10 protein-coding genes are annotated in these 14,353 nt (G+C 33.4%); 8 read left to right on the top strand and 2 right to left on the bottom strand.

Annotation, left to right across the window (positions count from 1 at the left end):
- The first annotated feature begins 569 nt into the window (after positions 1 to 569).
- Positions 570 to 1,979 (top strand): hypothetical protein, encoded by a 1,410-nt coding sequence (locus EKL99_RS12360; protein ID WP_126577052.1) that lies wholly within the window; start codon positions 570 to 572, stop codon positions 1,977 to 1,979.
- 102 nt (positions 1,980 to 2,081) lie between these two features.
- On the opposite strand, the gene EKL99_RS12365 is transcribed toward EKL99_RS12360, so the two are convergent.
- Positions 2,082 to 2,990, bottom strand: a complete 909-nt coding sequence (locus EKL99_RS12365; RefSeq protein WP_126568602.1) for an SH3 domain-containing protein — start codon at positions 2,988 to 2,990, stop codon at positions 2,082 to 2,084.
- A gap of 217 nt (positions 2,991 to 3,207) precedes the next feature.
- On the opposite strand from EKL99_RS12365, the gene EKL99_RS12370 reads away from it, so the two are divergent.
- The 7 genes from EKL99_RS12370 to EKL99_RS12400 all read left to right on the top strand — a co-directional run bounded on the left by EKL99_RS12370 (position 3,208) and on the right by EKL99_RS12400 (position 13,882).
- Positions 3,208 to 3,507 carry a transposase gene (locus EKL99_RS12370; protein WP_126577053.1) on the top strand — a complete coding sequence of 100 codons (300 nt, stop codon included), beginning with the start codon at positions 3,208 to 3,210 and terminating at the stop codon, positions 3,505 to 3,507.
- A gap of 510 nt (positions 3,508 to 4,017) precedes the next feature.
- Positions 4,018 to 4,626: an RNA polymerase sigma factor gene (locus tag EKL99_RS12375; protein WP_126577054.1), complete on the top strand. Its 609-nt coding sequence runs from the start codon at positions 4,018 to 4,020 to the stop codon at positions 4,624 to 4,626.
- Between the two features lie 187 nt (positions 4,627 to 4,813).
- Complete coding sequence (locus EKL99_RS12380; protein ID WP_231507438.1) at positions 4,814 to 5,812, top strand: FecR family protein; 999 nt, start codon at positions 4,814 to 4,816, stop codon at positions 5,810 to 5,812.
- Between the two features lie 143 nt (positions 5,813 to 5,955).
- Positions 5,956 to 9,519 (top strand): SusC/RagA family TonB-linked outer membrane protein, encoded by a 3,564-nt coding sequence (locus EKL99_RS12385; RefSeq protein WP_231507439.1) that lies wholly within the window; start codon positions 5,956 to 5,958, stop codon positions 9,517 to 9,519.
- Between the two features lie 10 nt (positions 9,520 to 9,529).
- A complete protein-coding gene (locus EKL99_RS12390; protein WP_126554161.1) occupies positions 9,530 to 10,960 on the top strand; it encodes a SusD/RagB family nutrient-binding outer membrane lipoprotein in 1,431 nt (476 codons plus the stop codon).
- A gap of 16 nt (positions 10,961 to 10,976) precedes the next feature.
- Positions 10,977 to 12,659, top strand: coding sequence for a gamma-glutamyltransferase (ggt, locus tag EKL99_RS12395; RefSeq protein ID WP_126577055.1), 1,683 nt, complete (start codon positions 10,977 to 10,979; stop codon positions 12,657 to 12,659).
- 131 nt (positions 12,660 to 12,790) lie between these two features.
- The gene (locus EKL99_RS12400) at positions 12,791 to 13,882 is read left to right on the top strand and encodes an alpha/beta fold hydrolase (RefSeq protein ID WP_126564040.1); all 1,092 of its coding nucleotides are present in this window, start codon (positions 12,791 to 12,793) and stop codon (positions 13,880 to 13,882) included.
- A gap of 231 nt (positions 13,883 to 14,113) precedes the next feature.
- Here EKL99_RS12400 and EKL99_RS12405 read toward each other — a convergent pair whose 3' ends face one another.
- Positions 14,114 to 14,254, bottom strand: coding sequence for a transposase (locus EKL99_RS12405; RefSeq protein ID WP_126462499.1), 141 nt, complete (start codon positions 14,252 to 14,254; stop codon positions 14,114 to 14,116).
- Between the last annotated feature and the right edge of the window lie 99 nt (positions 14,255 to 14,353).

Here is a 14,353-nt window from a genome sequence, read left to right on the forward strand (position 1 = left end):
TCAAACCGCAGATTCGCAAATTAAACACATCAAAGCTGAATAAATAATTCGCATGTTCTTGGTGAAATTTTTAGAAGCGAAAGTGAAATGTACCAAAGTGCATAGTTTTAACTATATTCTGTATGAAATAATAAAAAACGACTTAGAATTCAATTTTAGTCATTTTTTATATCCAAATAAATCTGGTCTTAAGATGGTTCTAAACTTTTGTTTTAGAACACAAAAAAAACAATTCTACCAATTTAACGCATCAATTTTAAATATATAATTATGAGTAATTTACAGGAAAACAAAGCGATAAATTCTGTCACAGAAAAATAAAATTCAAGATCTAAAAATATAGCTTGAATATGACTTATTTAATACTTACTTTTGCAAAAAAATTGAGTTGTCTTCTTTAGGCCTTGTATGGGTATAAAAAACAACATCAACCCCATTAAAAAAACGAAGTATTTAAGAATCTGTTTCAATGTAACTAAAACAACAGATAAAAAACACTCCAAAAAAACTACCTGATAAAGTAGCTTCCCATATCAACATAATTTATTAAAAAAAGGAGAAAAAAGTGTATGACGGATCATAGCATGAATGCTGTTAGTTTTGAAATTGAATTATTGGATAAACACAAAGACTATAGAAATCATTACAGATCAAATGATTTGTATTGGGGCGTAGGAATTGAAAATGAATGCTATTTAGAGTTTGAAAACCATCGTGTGGTGGACAAAGATTTTTTGCTTACTAAAGGACTTCATGAAAAGTATAGTGTTAATCATTTTAAGAATTACAAAGAAAACATATACCAGAATTCATTGCTGAAAATATTATCCGATAAAGAATATTATTTGCCGGTACTGATGAATTCCCATTCGTTTACAAAAACGGACATTAACAACCAACATAAGACTTTTGATCCCATAGATAATGAACCAAATCCTGACTATTCAGGGGAAAGTATCTTTGAAATACTACAAAAAAACAATCCTTATTTTATAGACGAGCTTCAAAAAGAATTCATTTTTGATGGTGACACAGTTGAATTTGTTACGCAAAAATTTTACAAAACAGATGTTGACTCGGTTATTGCTGAATTAGCTACAATAAAACAAGGTTTCATACACCATTTACAAAACGCTTTTGATAAAGACAAAATCTTTACGGAATACGGCCCTGTAAAAATATGTGCTGTAAACCATCCCTTTGCTATATTTATTTCAAACGATACGAATTATTCTGTTTTTAATAATATGACCTATCACTTCAATTTAACTATTCCAACTGAGTTAAATAGTGATGGAGAAATTAAGGACAAATTAGGTTTTATAAAAAAACACCAGAGGGCTATTCGATTATTCCAATGGCTGAGCCCCTTGTTTATGATAAAATTTGGTTCTTCTGATTATTTGTCGCACAATGACAGCAGCGTCAATTTGACAAAAGCATCACAACGATGTGCTATGTCAAGGTACATTGGTGTGGGCACTTATGACACCAATGTGATGAAAACCGGGAAGATTGTCCAGATGAATTTTGATGAACATCCCATGCATGAAAATCCAATGTGGTGGGTGAACCGTTATTCTGAAATATCAGATTACGAAAAGATTGATAAAATTGGCCTAGACATCAATTTTCACAAGCACAAAAATCATGGTATTGAGTTTCGAATATTTGACTATTTCGACGAAAAATACCTACAGGAGGTTTTGAATTTTCTTGTTTTTATTATGGATCATGCCTTATTAAACGAAATAGAAAATCCTATTTGCGATTTAGAATGGAATAACTTTGTCTATGAATCTATTATACACGGCAAAGAAACGGATGTACCAGCAAACCTTATCGTACTTTTAGAAAACATATTCTCTATTACAATTGAATCAAATGATCCTTTAGCAATTTACGAACAAATATACAACAGTTTACACGCTCGTTATTACGAAAATGGCTTTTGCAGTTCTTTACTAATTAAAAAGTAAGTACTGCAAATGCACTAATGTCTTTTTAGAAAAACCTGAAAGTATGTATACTTCTTAGTGACTTAACCCCACAAGAAGTAAACTATTTACAAGAGATTTTAATTAATCATGATAATAAAAAATCACAGCAGCATACCCACTTTCAGGATCATTATTACTCCACCAATCTTCTCTGATTTCTGAAAAATAATTATAATTATCAGCTCCTGCCTGAGACTGCAGCGGATAAATAACTTTGCCCTCTTTCCTGTAGGCTTTATCAGTATCTGTTTCTGGCACCACTACTACTATATGCCCGGATTTATTCAAAACAATTCTTTTGGCACAGATGATTCCTACACCACCATTAGCATTTACTTTCTCTTGAAGTTCATTAACATCAGCGATTCTTTCCCATCCAAACTCATTTCCGGATTGTAAAAACCAATCATAGATGTAATTTGAATAAAAAGGCCTTACCGTTTCATCAAAAATAACAGCCACTTCGTTCCCTTTCTCCAGTTGCTCAATTGCCTTATCCGTCCATCTCAATCTGGGAATATAGACCTTGGCAAAAAAGCAATAATCAAAAGTATAAATATTACAATAGGTATCCGATGCGTCTTTCTGATACCGAAAACTTTTTGAAACATCCAGTGCAGTGATGATGTTGCGAATTGACGTCAGTTTAGACTCAAGACTAGTTAAATCCCTAAAAGGAATTGAAGGATCACCAATAGGTTTGTACGTTTCCTCTTTACTGTCCAGACTTGCTCGTGCACCCAGTTCAAAATTAGGCACTTCAATATCCGTACTTTTTTCAGTGGTTTCATCTACGAGCTCAATATCTTTTGATAATACAAAACCCTCTTTTTCAGTGTTCAAAAGCTTTACTTTCCACCAATCTGATGCAGTTTTTTCAATTAATTTAACGGTATGTCTAAACGGTATTTTTATTAAAATTTTGGAATTATCATGCGTTGCCGGAAAATCTCTTAGATTTAATGACGGGGTAGCTACTCTATATTTCATACTAATCAGTTTCTTATAAATGATTCTACTGCCAAAATACTAAAAACAACTAAGAAAGTATCACCAGAAGCCGTTAATTTAAGATTTTTTTTAGAAACTAATAGTCTCCAATAACAATAAGGAGCGCTATCTAGCCTGTAATAAAGAGTGTGCACTTTCTGGACATGCTAACTTTACCAGCATAAAAAGCTAAGAATAAAAACCTTAATTTTAACTTATGAAACAAGTGCGGAAAATTTATGACCGAGTTCTTAAAGAGAAAGCAGTTCAATTGAGTTATGAGAGACATAATATCTCCGAACTTGCCAGAGAATTAGGTGTAACTGCTTCACAGTTATATAAGTGGCGAAAAGAGTATGAAGAGTTCGGACAAGGAAGTTTTCCAGGTAACGGCAATTTAAAGCAAACGCCAGAACAGGAACGAATTTCTGAACTTGAAAGAAAACTAAAAGATGCGGAACTAGAGCGAGATATATTAAAAAAAGCAATTGGCATCTTTTCCAAAAACGGTCGATGATTTATACTTTCATCAGAAACAATGAAAAGATATTTCCGATTGAAAAGATGTGTAAAGTATTGCAAGTTGGTCAAAGAAGTTATTATCAATGGAAAAGTTTTATGAATGTAAAATTAAAAACAAACAATTATTCTTTTAAAACATTTTTTTAATTAAGTTATTATTAAGAGTTTTGTTAATAAAAAATTAATATTTAATTAAATTAATAAAATAATCAAACAATCTTAATAATGTAAAAGTATATGTTTTTTCTTAAAAAAATTACAACAAAAACTTATTTTTTTATTTAAAATGATACCCGTACTATTAATTAACCGTCTTGCAAAGAATATTTATAACATACAAAAAGTCATATTACAGTCATTTATAAATGTAGTTTTTAGGCAACCAATAATTAATTACGGCTTACTACTTATTAACTATCTTATTACCAAGACCTAAAAGCTGATTTAACAAAAACCTATGTTATAATTTTTATATAAAAACAATACTCTAACGCCAAAATTAATTTTGAATAGCCAAAAACTACTTGTTGATAATTTAGATGATTCTGTCCTTTGGAAAGCTTTAAAATCAGGAGACGAAAAGGCTTTTTCATCACTTTTTAAAAAGTATTACAGTCATTTAGTGCGATATGGAAATTCGTTTACTCCTTTTCCTGAAAAGGTACAAGATTGTGTGCAGGACGTTTTTACAGACGTATGGGTTTACAAAAATTCCCTTAATGATAATGTTGTCGTAAAAGCTTATTTGTTATCAAGTGTCCGAAAACGTATTGCCAGACTTCACGAAAGAGACCATATTTTCAGAAAGTCCACTACTGTAGATTTGATTCCGTTTACTTTTGATTTTACCATCGAGGATATTCTTATCGCGGATGAATCTATGGCTGTCAAAGTTTTAACACTCAACCAGCTCATCAATAATTTACCAGCACGACAGAAAGAGGCTTTATATCTGCGATACCATCAAGGACTAAGCGTTGAACAAATTGCAGAACTACTCGGAGTTAATTATCAGTCAGCAAACAATTTGATTCACAGGTCTTTACTAAATATTCGTAAAAATTGGAAAGAAAATAAGTCTCTTCTTTTTTTATTGTTATCTCAAGTATTTTAAATTTTTTGAAAAAATTTAGAATTAAGTGAGTATCAATTTAAAAAAATGTCCTCTTTCCTTTTATAACCCATTTTTATTCATGCAAAACCGTAATAATTATATTGAAATAGGCGATTTTTTGGCCGATGAATCCTTCAAAAGATGGGTACTACAACAAAACGACCAACAAAATTGGGAGCTTTGGACTTTGGAAAACCCCGTAAGAGCTAAATTAGTTGAAGAAGCGCGCGTATTGATTTTTGCAATGAAAGTTCCCGCAGACGATTTATCAGCTGATGCAGTTCAGACTGCTTTAGAAGCTACATGGCATAAAATTGAGAATAAAAAGAAAACCACTCGCAAAACCAAAGTGTTGTTTTTAAGAAACAATTGGATTAAAGGCATTGCAGCAACACTTGTATTTGGGCTGATATCAACTTGGTTTTATCATAATTTTTTTAATGCCAATGATGGAGAGCTTAATTATAATGAATTAATTAAAGAGAATTCCGATGGCCTGTTAGAGCAAACAAACAACTCCAATAAGTCCCAAGTTATAATCTTGTCAGATGGCAGTTCGGTTTTATTACAACCAAAAAGTAAATTGAGTTATCCTAAAATATTTGTCGGAAACGAACGGAAAGTTTATCTGTCTGGTGAAGGTTTTTTTGAAATAAGCAAAGATGCTAAAAAACCGTTTTTGGTTTATTCAAATGAAATAATAACTAAAGTTATAGGAACAAGTTTTAGAATAAAATCCTATGAAAACGATTCTAATGTGGAGGTAATAGTTAGAACAGGTATTGTCAAAATCCATTCCAATAAATCTGCTTTTAATTCAACAAAGAAAGAAGTGATTTTATTGCCTAATCAAGCACTTCGTTATGGTAGAAAAACCCTTATATTCAATAAAATTACCAATATAACACAAGATGAATCATTAACTAGTGCTCTTGGTGACGTAGAAAAATTAAGTTTTGAATTTACCGATATTCCAGTAGTCCAAATTTTTAGAACTATAGAGCAAGCGTATTTAGTAGATATTGATTTTCCAGAAAATAAGTTAAAAGAATGTCATATTACTACTTCACTAACTGACCAGCCCTTATCTGAAAAATTAAAAATAATCTGTGAAAGTATTGGAAATAACACAACGTATCAAATGAATGGTAACCAAATTAGTATTCAATCAATTGGTTGCAACTAAATTACAATTTATATTAAATTAAAAAAAGCGCCGAAAATGCTGTAACATTTACGACGCCGTAAAAAATCAATTGATCTCCTGTAAAAGACAATTGTAATGTTTCGCTAATAACCAATTAAAGTATTAACCAAAAAACCAAAATTATGAAAAAAACTGTAGTAAAACAACGACGACGCTATCGTATCATAAAGTTAACATTATTCCAATTTGTTTTAGCTCTCATTTTTTCTAATGTAGTATTGGCAGATAGTGGTAAAGAACAAAGAAAACTTGACACTAAGGTGACAATTAGCTTGACGAATGTGAGTCTGGATGATGCTTTATTTAAACTTGAGAAATCAATACACGTTAAGTTTTCTTATAATTCAAGAATGACTCAGTTAAAACAAAAAGTGGACATAGAAGCCACTAATGAATTATTATCCAGCGTACTTTCACGCATTTTAAAACCACTTAGCATTAAGTATGACGAAATAAACAATCTCATTGTACTACAAAGAGAGCGCATTTCGATGATAAATACAGCGACAGAAAGTTTGGATCAGACAGAAATTAAAGCAATAGCTGCTATTATAATAAAAGGAAAGGTAGTTGATGAAAAAGGATTAACGATCCCAGGAGCTAATGTTCACGTTAAAGGATCTACTATTTCGGTTCAAACAGACATTGATGGAAGTTTTGTTATTGAAGTGCCTTCTGTAAGATCCGTTTTAGTAATATCATTTATTGGGATGGAAACCAAAGAAGTTAATTTAGGAAGTGGTTTTCTTACTGTCGTTTTAAAAGAGGAAGGACAAAGCCTTAATGAAGTTGTAGTTACCGCTTTTGGTATTCGACGCAAAAAAAACACGCTTCCTTATGCGGCTCAACAAATAAGTGGTGATGATGTCAATAAAACGCAAGTAGGAAACGTTGCAAGTGGACTATCCGGAAAGATTTCAGGTTTACAAATAACTCAAGGTAACTCTGTAGGAGGATCAGTAAATGTTGTAGTTAGAGGAAATAAATCATTGACAGGAAACAATCAAGCATTATTTGTAGTAGATGGAGTTCCGGTGGATAATTCGAATACAAATTCAGCGTCGCAAAGATCAGGGGCAGGCGGTTATGATTATGGTAATGCAGCGGCTGATATTAATCCAAATGATATCTTATCGATTAACGTGTTAAAAGGAGCCGCAGCCTCAGCACTTTATGGTTCAAGAGCAGCAAATGGGGTAATAATGATTACCACAAAAAAACCAAAAAACGGGCTTGGAATTTCTGTAAATAGCGGAGTTACGGTTGGCAATATAGATAAAACAACATTTGTAAAATACCAACAAGAATATGGCGCTGGGCGTTCAATTCCTCAGGATAAAGATGGGTTTCTATTTTTTGATGCTAATGCTGATGGAATTAAAGACTTGGTAGTACCTACATTTGCGCCACGTTCATGGGGTCCACGTTATGACCCAAATTTATTAGTATATGATTGGGAAGCATTTGATCAGGCATCACCAAATTATCAAAAACCAAAACCTTGGATTGCACCTAAAAACGGACCGGACAGTTTTTATCAAACCGCTATTTCTACGAATCATAATGTTATGATTGATGGATTAGTTGCTGACAAAGGTTCTTTTAAAATTGGATATTCCAGAAATGATGAAAGAGGCGTATTACCAAATGCAAGTGTTTTAAAAAACATTGTAAATCTTAGTGCTAGTTATAATATAACAAACAAACTGGTGGTAAGTGGATTAGTAAATTATTCCCAAGTTGATGGCAAAGGAAGATATGGAACAGGTTATGATAGTGGAAGGAATGTGAATAGTAATTTCAGACATTTTAATCAGACTAATGTTGATGTTTTAGAATTAAAAGATGCCTATTTTAGAAATAGAAAAAATATTACTTGGAACTGGGCTGATCCTACAAAACTTACCAATTTAACTCCCGGTTTTTCAGATAATCCATATTGGGTTGTTTATGAGAATTATCAAAACGATACTAGAAACAGGGTCATTGGAAACGCAACAATCACCTATAAGGTTACCGACTGGTTAGACCTTTTAGGCCGAGTTTCTGTAGATACCTATTCAGAAATGCAACAGGAAAGAAGAGCCGTGGGAAGTGCTGGAATTTCATCTTATTCTCGTTTTGATAGAAATTTTAATGAAACTAATTACGATTTATTGGCAACAATAAATAAAAAATTAAATGACGATTTCAGTCTTAATGCCTTAGCTGGTCTCAATATTAGAAGAAATACAATAAGTTCAATTTTTTCTCAAACTGCAGGAGGTTTAGTTGTTCCAAAACTTTATGCCGTTTCTAATTCAAAAGGAACTGTCCCTGCAGCGATTGAATCGTATCAACCAAAAGCAGTAGATGGTGTATTTGGTGGCGTAACAATAAATTACAAGGAATTACTTCTTTTAGATGCAACCTTGCGTAGGGATAAATCTTCAACCTTGCCTGAAGAAGCAAATGCATATAATTATTATGCCGTTTCCGGCAGTTATATTTTTTATAATCATCTTCAAAATTTACCCTGGTTATCTTCTGGAAAGCTTAGACTAAATTATGCTACTGTTGGAAATGATGCCGCTTGGGGAAGTCTAAGAGATGTGTATGATAAGCCAAATCCTTTTGATAGCACATTGCTTTTTTCTTTACCTAATACTAAAAACAATAGTGCATTAAAACCTGAGAATACAATCAGTAAAGAAATTGGCTTAGAAATGTCCTTTTTTAATAACAGAATAGGTTTTGATGCCTCTTATTATCATACTAACACAGTAGATCAAATTATTCCTGTAGCTGTTTCTACTGCTATAGGTTACTCCAGCAAATTTATTAATGCCGGTGATATTGAAAACAAAGGTATCGAAGTTTCTATATTTGCAACTCCGGTAAAAGGCGCCGATTTCTCTTGGAATGTGAATTTAAATTTCACAAGAAATCGTAATAAAGTTTTATCCTTATACAACGACAGTAAAAACTTGCAATTAGGAACTTTCCAAGGTGGAGTTAGCTTAAATGCTTCGTTAGGTAAACCTTATGGCGAATTACAATCGGTGACTTATGAAATGTTAAATGGGGAACGACTTATAAAGGATAACGGTTTATATCAATTTACAACTACTACCTCAAATGTAATTGGAAATGTTAATCCAGATTGGATTGGTGGATTGAGTAATAGTTTCAGATATAAAAATTTTAACTTAAGTTTTTTAATTGATGTAAAAAAAGGAGGTCAATTATTTTCTTTAGACATGTACTACGGTACAATGTCGGGTATTTTACCCGAAACTGTTGGGCTTAATGATCTTGGAAACCCAAAACGAGATGCTGTTGCCAATGGAGGAGGTATAATTTTGGCAGGAGTTACAGCGAATGGAGAACCTAACACAAAAAGAGTTACTATAGTTTCAGGCACTAGTGGATATCTTCCTCAATCAAATTTTGTATATGATGCGAGTTTTGTTAAACTTCGCGAGGTAGCGATTTCATATTCTCTTCCAAAAAAAATAATGTCAAGAATTAAATCTATAAATGAAATAGAATTTTCGTTGACTGGAAGAAACTTATGGTTAATCCATAAAAATGTTCCCTACGCTGACCCTGAAGAAAACTTATCTTCAGGCAACATACAAGGCTATCAAAGTGGATCTTACCCTACAGTACGTGCTATTGGGTTAAACGTAAAAGTAAAATTATAAACTTACAATCATGAAAAAAAGATTTATTTCAATAGTAGTATTGGTGTTACTAATTAGCGCCTGTACAGACGACATTACTCGTTTTAATGATGAAACTAAACGGGCTAGTGAAGTCCCTCCGGGTAGTTTATTCTCAAATGCCGTTAAAACATTGTCAGATGGCTTAGCCTCAGCCAGTGTAAATGTTAACATCTTTCGACACTTTGTAAATCATTGGGCTCAGGCTGTTATTCAGGAAGAGGCACAATTTAATTATGTCACAAGGTCGATTAATGATGCATGGTGGACTAGAATGTATAGAGATGTTTTGAATGATTTAAAAGAAAGCTCCCGTATTATAACAAATGATGTTACTTTAAATCCAATTATAAAAACAAATCAATTAGCAATTATCGATATCATGCAAGTGTACACCTTTAACATTTTGGTGACTACTTATGGCGATATTCCTTACTCCAAGTCGTTAGATGATCAGCTACTTTTCCCAGTTTATGATGACGCCAAAACTGTTAACAAAGAATTAATGATCCGATTGGAAAATGACATAGCCAAATTAAGTATTAGTGCTCCTGGCTTCACATCGTCAGAAGATATTATTTTTCAAGGTTCTGTAGCAAAGTGGATTTCTTTTGCAAACTCTTTACAGGTAAGAATGGCTATGACAATATCTGACGTAGATAATTCATTAGCGAAAACAGCCTTTGAAAAAGCCAATCCAAATGCTATTAACGCGATATCTAATAATGGTTTTGTTAAATATTTTACCGCAATACCTAATAATAATCCGTTGTATGATCAACTGGTGTTGGCCAATCGCACCGATTATATTGCGGCAAAAGATTTAATGGATGTTCTGAATAGTTTTGAAGATCCACGTAAACCAGGTTTTTTTGGAGTGAATAATGTAGGCTTATACGTTGGAGGCATAATGGGCATCCCAAGTGATTATCCAAAAATGTCAAAGCCAAGTACTCGTGTAGCTGACCCTAGCGCGCCAAACGTATTAATAGATTACGTGGAAATGGAATTTTATAGAGCTGAAGCAAAAGAGCGTGGCTACAACGTAACCGGTTCTGCAGAATCTCATTATAATAATGCCATTAAAGCTTCAATACTATATTGGGGCGGTACTGAGGCAAATGCTGATAAATACTTATTAAGATCGGACGTTGCTTACACGACCGCTGCAGGTGGATGGAAACAAAAAATAGGTTTCCAAAAATGGATTGCATTATACAATCGCCCATTTGAAGGATGGTTGGAAGTTCGCAGATTAGATTTCCCAAAATTAACAATACCCGTAAATGCTTTTTCAGGTTATCCAAACCGGATGAAATATCCAGCAAATGAGCAACAGTTAAATGGAACTAATTACACGAACGCGGCTACAAAAATAGGTGGTGACAAAAGCGAAACTAAATTATATTGGGATATAAACTAATTAAAATCATACACAAATGAAAAATCGATTCCTCTTTTTGTTGCTGATATCAACAACATTTATACTTGCTCAAGACCGGTTAACGGGCAGGAATTTTGCTTCAAGATCTGAAGTTATTGGGCAACACGGAATGGTAGCATCCAGTCAACCCTTAGCAACACAAATAGGAATCGATATTTTAAAAAAAGGAGGTACAGCAGTGGATGCCGCAATAGCTGTAAATGCCGCATTAGGCTTGATGGAGCCAACAGGTAGCGGCATTGGTGGTGATCTTTTTGCGATAGTGTGGGATGCAAAAACCAAAAAACTCTATGGCTTGAATGCCAGCGGACGATCTCCAAAAGCACTAACTTTAGATTACTTCACTAAAAATAACATTACACACATTCCACCAAGTGGTCCCCTGCCAGTATCGGTTCCAGGTTGTGTTGATGGTTGGTTCGAATTGCATAATAAATTTGGAAAACTACCCATGCAGGACATCTTAAATCCAAGTATAAAATATGCTGAAGAAGGTTTCCCAACTACAGAATTAATTGCTTATTATCTGCAAGTCACGATAAATAAATATATGAAACAGTACCCTAATATCAAGGAAACTTATACTGTAGATGGCAAATTACCTCAAAAAGGAGATATTATTAAAAACCAATTTTTAGCTAATACCTATAAAAAAATTGCCAAAGGAGGAAGAGATGCTTTTTATAAAGGAGATATTGCCAGAGAATCTGCTAAATTTATTCAAGCTCAAGGCGGATTTTTAGCTTATGAAGATTTTGCAACACACCATTCGGATTGGATTGAACCTGTCGCAACAAATTACAGGGGTTATGACGTATGGGAATTACCACCAAACGGACAAGGAATGGCTACTTTGCAAATGCTTAATATTATAGAAGGTTATGATTTTAGTAAAATACCCTTTGGTAGCGCTCAACATTTGCACATTGTAAACGAAGCAAAAAAACTTGTTTTTGAAGATCGCGCGAAATATTATGCGGACTCAGATTTTATGAAAGTTTCTGTAAATGATTTATTGTCTAAAGAGTACGCAACTGAAAGAAGGGATTTAATTAATCCTGACCGCGCAGGGACTTTTAAAGCTGGAAAAGAAAGCAGTGGCGGTACAGTTTATTTGACTGTCGCCGATAAAGAAGGAAACATGATTTCTTTAATTCAAAGTAATTATAGAGGCATGGGATCTGGAATGGTTCCGCCAAAATTAGGTTTTATGCTTCAGGATCGAGGCGAATGCTTCAATTTGGCTGAAGGAACGCCAAATTCGTATGCCCCTCAGAAAAGACCTTTTCATACTATTATTCCGGGTTTTGTTACTAAAGATGGACAACCATTTATGAGTTTTGGTGTAATGGGAGGCGATTTTCAACCTCAAGGTCATGTTCAAATATTAATGAACCTGATTGATTTTGGTATGAATTTACAGGAAGCAGGAGATGCACCAAGGTTTGAACACATTGGTTCAACTGATTTTACGGGCGAGCTGTCAACAGGCAAAGGCGAAATCCTAATTGAAAGTGGTTTTGATTTTGAAGAAATAAAAAAATTGATCCAGAAGGGACATAAAATTGGCTTTGGAGGGTATTATGGAGGGTATCAGGCAATCATGTATGACGCAATAAGAAAAGTGTATTTTGGAGCCTCAGAAAGTAGAAAAGATGGTGCGGCCGCAGGATATTAACTGTCTGTTTTTAAGTAGTATAATGTTTGAAAGAACTTTTCTTTATTCGAATAGTCTCATCAAAATAAAAGAACAAATAATATAATTTATCCTGATCTTATTCCAAAATTATTAATTTAAATTTTAATGAAATGTTAATAAAAAATACATGTGCTTTTATTTTCTTTTATATTTTATCTGTCCAATGTGTTACTGCACAGACAGATTTTCCAGCACCAATTGAGGGAGATTATCTAATAAAAGATTTTACTTTTAAAAGTGGAGAATATTTAGACCAACTAAAACTACATTACACAACCATTGGGAAACCAACAAAAAATAAGAAAGGTCAAATTAACAATGCTGTTTTAATTATGCATGGCACCACCGGAAGCGGAAGCGCCTTTTTGAGCAAACAGTTTGGAGGCAATTTATTTGGAAAGGGTCAATTGTTAGACGCCACAAAGTATTTTATTGTTTTAACAGATGATATTGGACACGGAAAATCGAGCAAACCAAGCAATGGCTTAAAGATGGCATTTCCCAAATACAATTATGACGATATGGTTTTGGCAAACTATAAATTACTGACTGAACATTTGAAAATAGATCATCTTCGATTGGTAATGGGAACATCAATGGGCGGCATGCACACTTGGGTTTGGGGTTACACCTACCCTGATTTTATGGATGCACTAATGCCTTTGGCAAGCTTACCAGCAGAAATAGCCGGTAGAAACCGCATTCAAAGAAAAATGGCGATTAAATTAATCGAAATGGATCCTGAGTGGAAAGAGGGTAATTATATTCAACAGCCACAACAAGGAATGACTGGCGCTATATTATCTCTGATGTTTATGGTGAGTAGTCCGTTACAATGGCAAATTGCAGCCCCAACCAGAGAGAAAGCAGAAATAATGATGGAAAATACTTTAGCCCGATATTCATCAACATTAGATGCTAATGATCTGATTTATGCTTTTGATTCCTCAAGAGATTACAATCCGCAACCTTACTTGTCAAAAATTAAAGCCCCTTTAATTGCTATAAATTCTGCCGATGATCAAGTAAACCCTCCTGAACTCGGATTAATGGAGAAAGAAATTAAAAACGTTAAAAATGGAAAATATATCTTATTACCTATTACAGATAAAACCACTGGCCATGGCACACATTCCAATCCAAAAATATGGGGTAAATATCTTAAAGAATTACTTAAAAAATCTGAACCCAAAATTAAGTAAAATTCAAGCTTTTAATATTGTTTTCCAGAAATCAAAACTTACTAAGGTAGATTTTAAGTTTACGATTTATGTTTCTTAACGGAAAACAGGAAAACACTTTTATGTTGCCTCCAAATTAGCCATATTGATTTCAAGTGAGTGAGTGCATTTGTTAATAGTAAATTTTGTTAACTACTGAAAAAACAATACAAAATTTCCATTCCCAGAAAAACTTCTTTGTCAGAACTCTTCTTATTCTTTTCGCCATCTATACAACTGGGGAGCGGTAACTTCCAATTCTCTGGCTAGTTCAGAGATCTTATGTCTATCATAACTCAATTGAACGGCTTTCTCTTTAAAAGCTCGGTCATAAATTTTACGCACTTGTTTCATAAGTTAAATTAAGGTTTTTGTTCTTAACTTTTTATGCTGGTAAAGTTAGCAAGTCCAATATATCATCGGCAACGGCAAGTAGAGACTTAAAAAAGGGGG

The sequence above is a fragment of the Flavobacterium sp. ZB4P23 genome (assembly GCF_003970375.1).
Lineage (GTDB): Bacteria > Bacteroidota > Bacteroidia > Flavobacteriales > Flavobacteriaceae > Flavobacterium.

Coding starts and splice junctions, on each gene's coding strand:
- EKL99_RS12400 (WP_126564040.1), top strand. CDS start 12,791: ATGTTAATAAAAAATACATGTGCTTTTATTTTCTTTTATATTTTATCT.
- ggt (WP_126577055.1), top strand. CDS start 10,977: ATGAAAAATCGATTCCTCTTTTTGTTGCTGATATCAACAACATTTATA.
- EKL99_RS12405 (WP_126462499.1), bottom strand. CDS start 14,254: ATGAAACAAGTGCGTAAAATTTATGACCGAGCTTTTAAAGAGAAAGCC.
- EKL99_RS12385 (WP_231507439.1), top strand. CDS start 5,956: ATGAAAAAAACTGTAGTAAAACAACGACGACGCTATCGTATCATAAAG.
- EKL99_RS12365 (WP_126568602.1), bottom strand. CDS start 2,990: ATGAAATATAGAGTAGCTACCCCGTCATTAAATCTAAGAGATTTTCCG.
- EKL99_RS12360 (WP_126577052.1), top strand. CDS start 570: ATGACGGATCATAGCATGAATGCTGTTAGTTTTGAAATTGAATTATTG.
- EKL99_RS12370 (WP_126577053.1), top strand. CDS start 3,208: ATGAAACAAGTGCGGAAAATTTATGACCGAGTTCTTAAAGAGAAAGCA.
- EKL99_RS12390 (WP_126554161.1), top strand. CDS start 9,530: ATGAAAAAAAGATTTATTTCAATAGTAGTATTGGTGTTACTAATTAGC.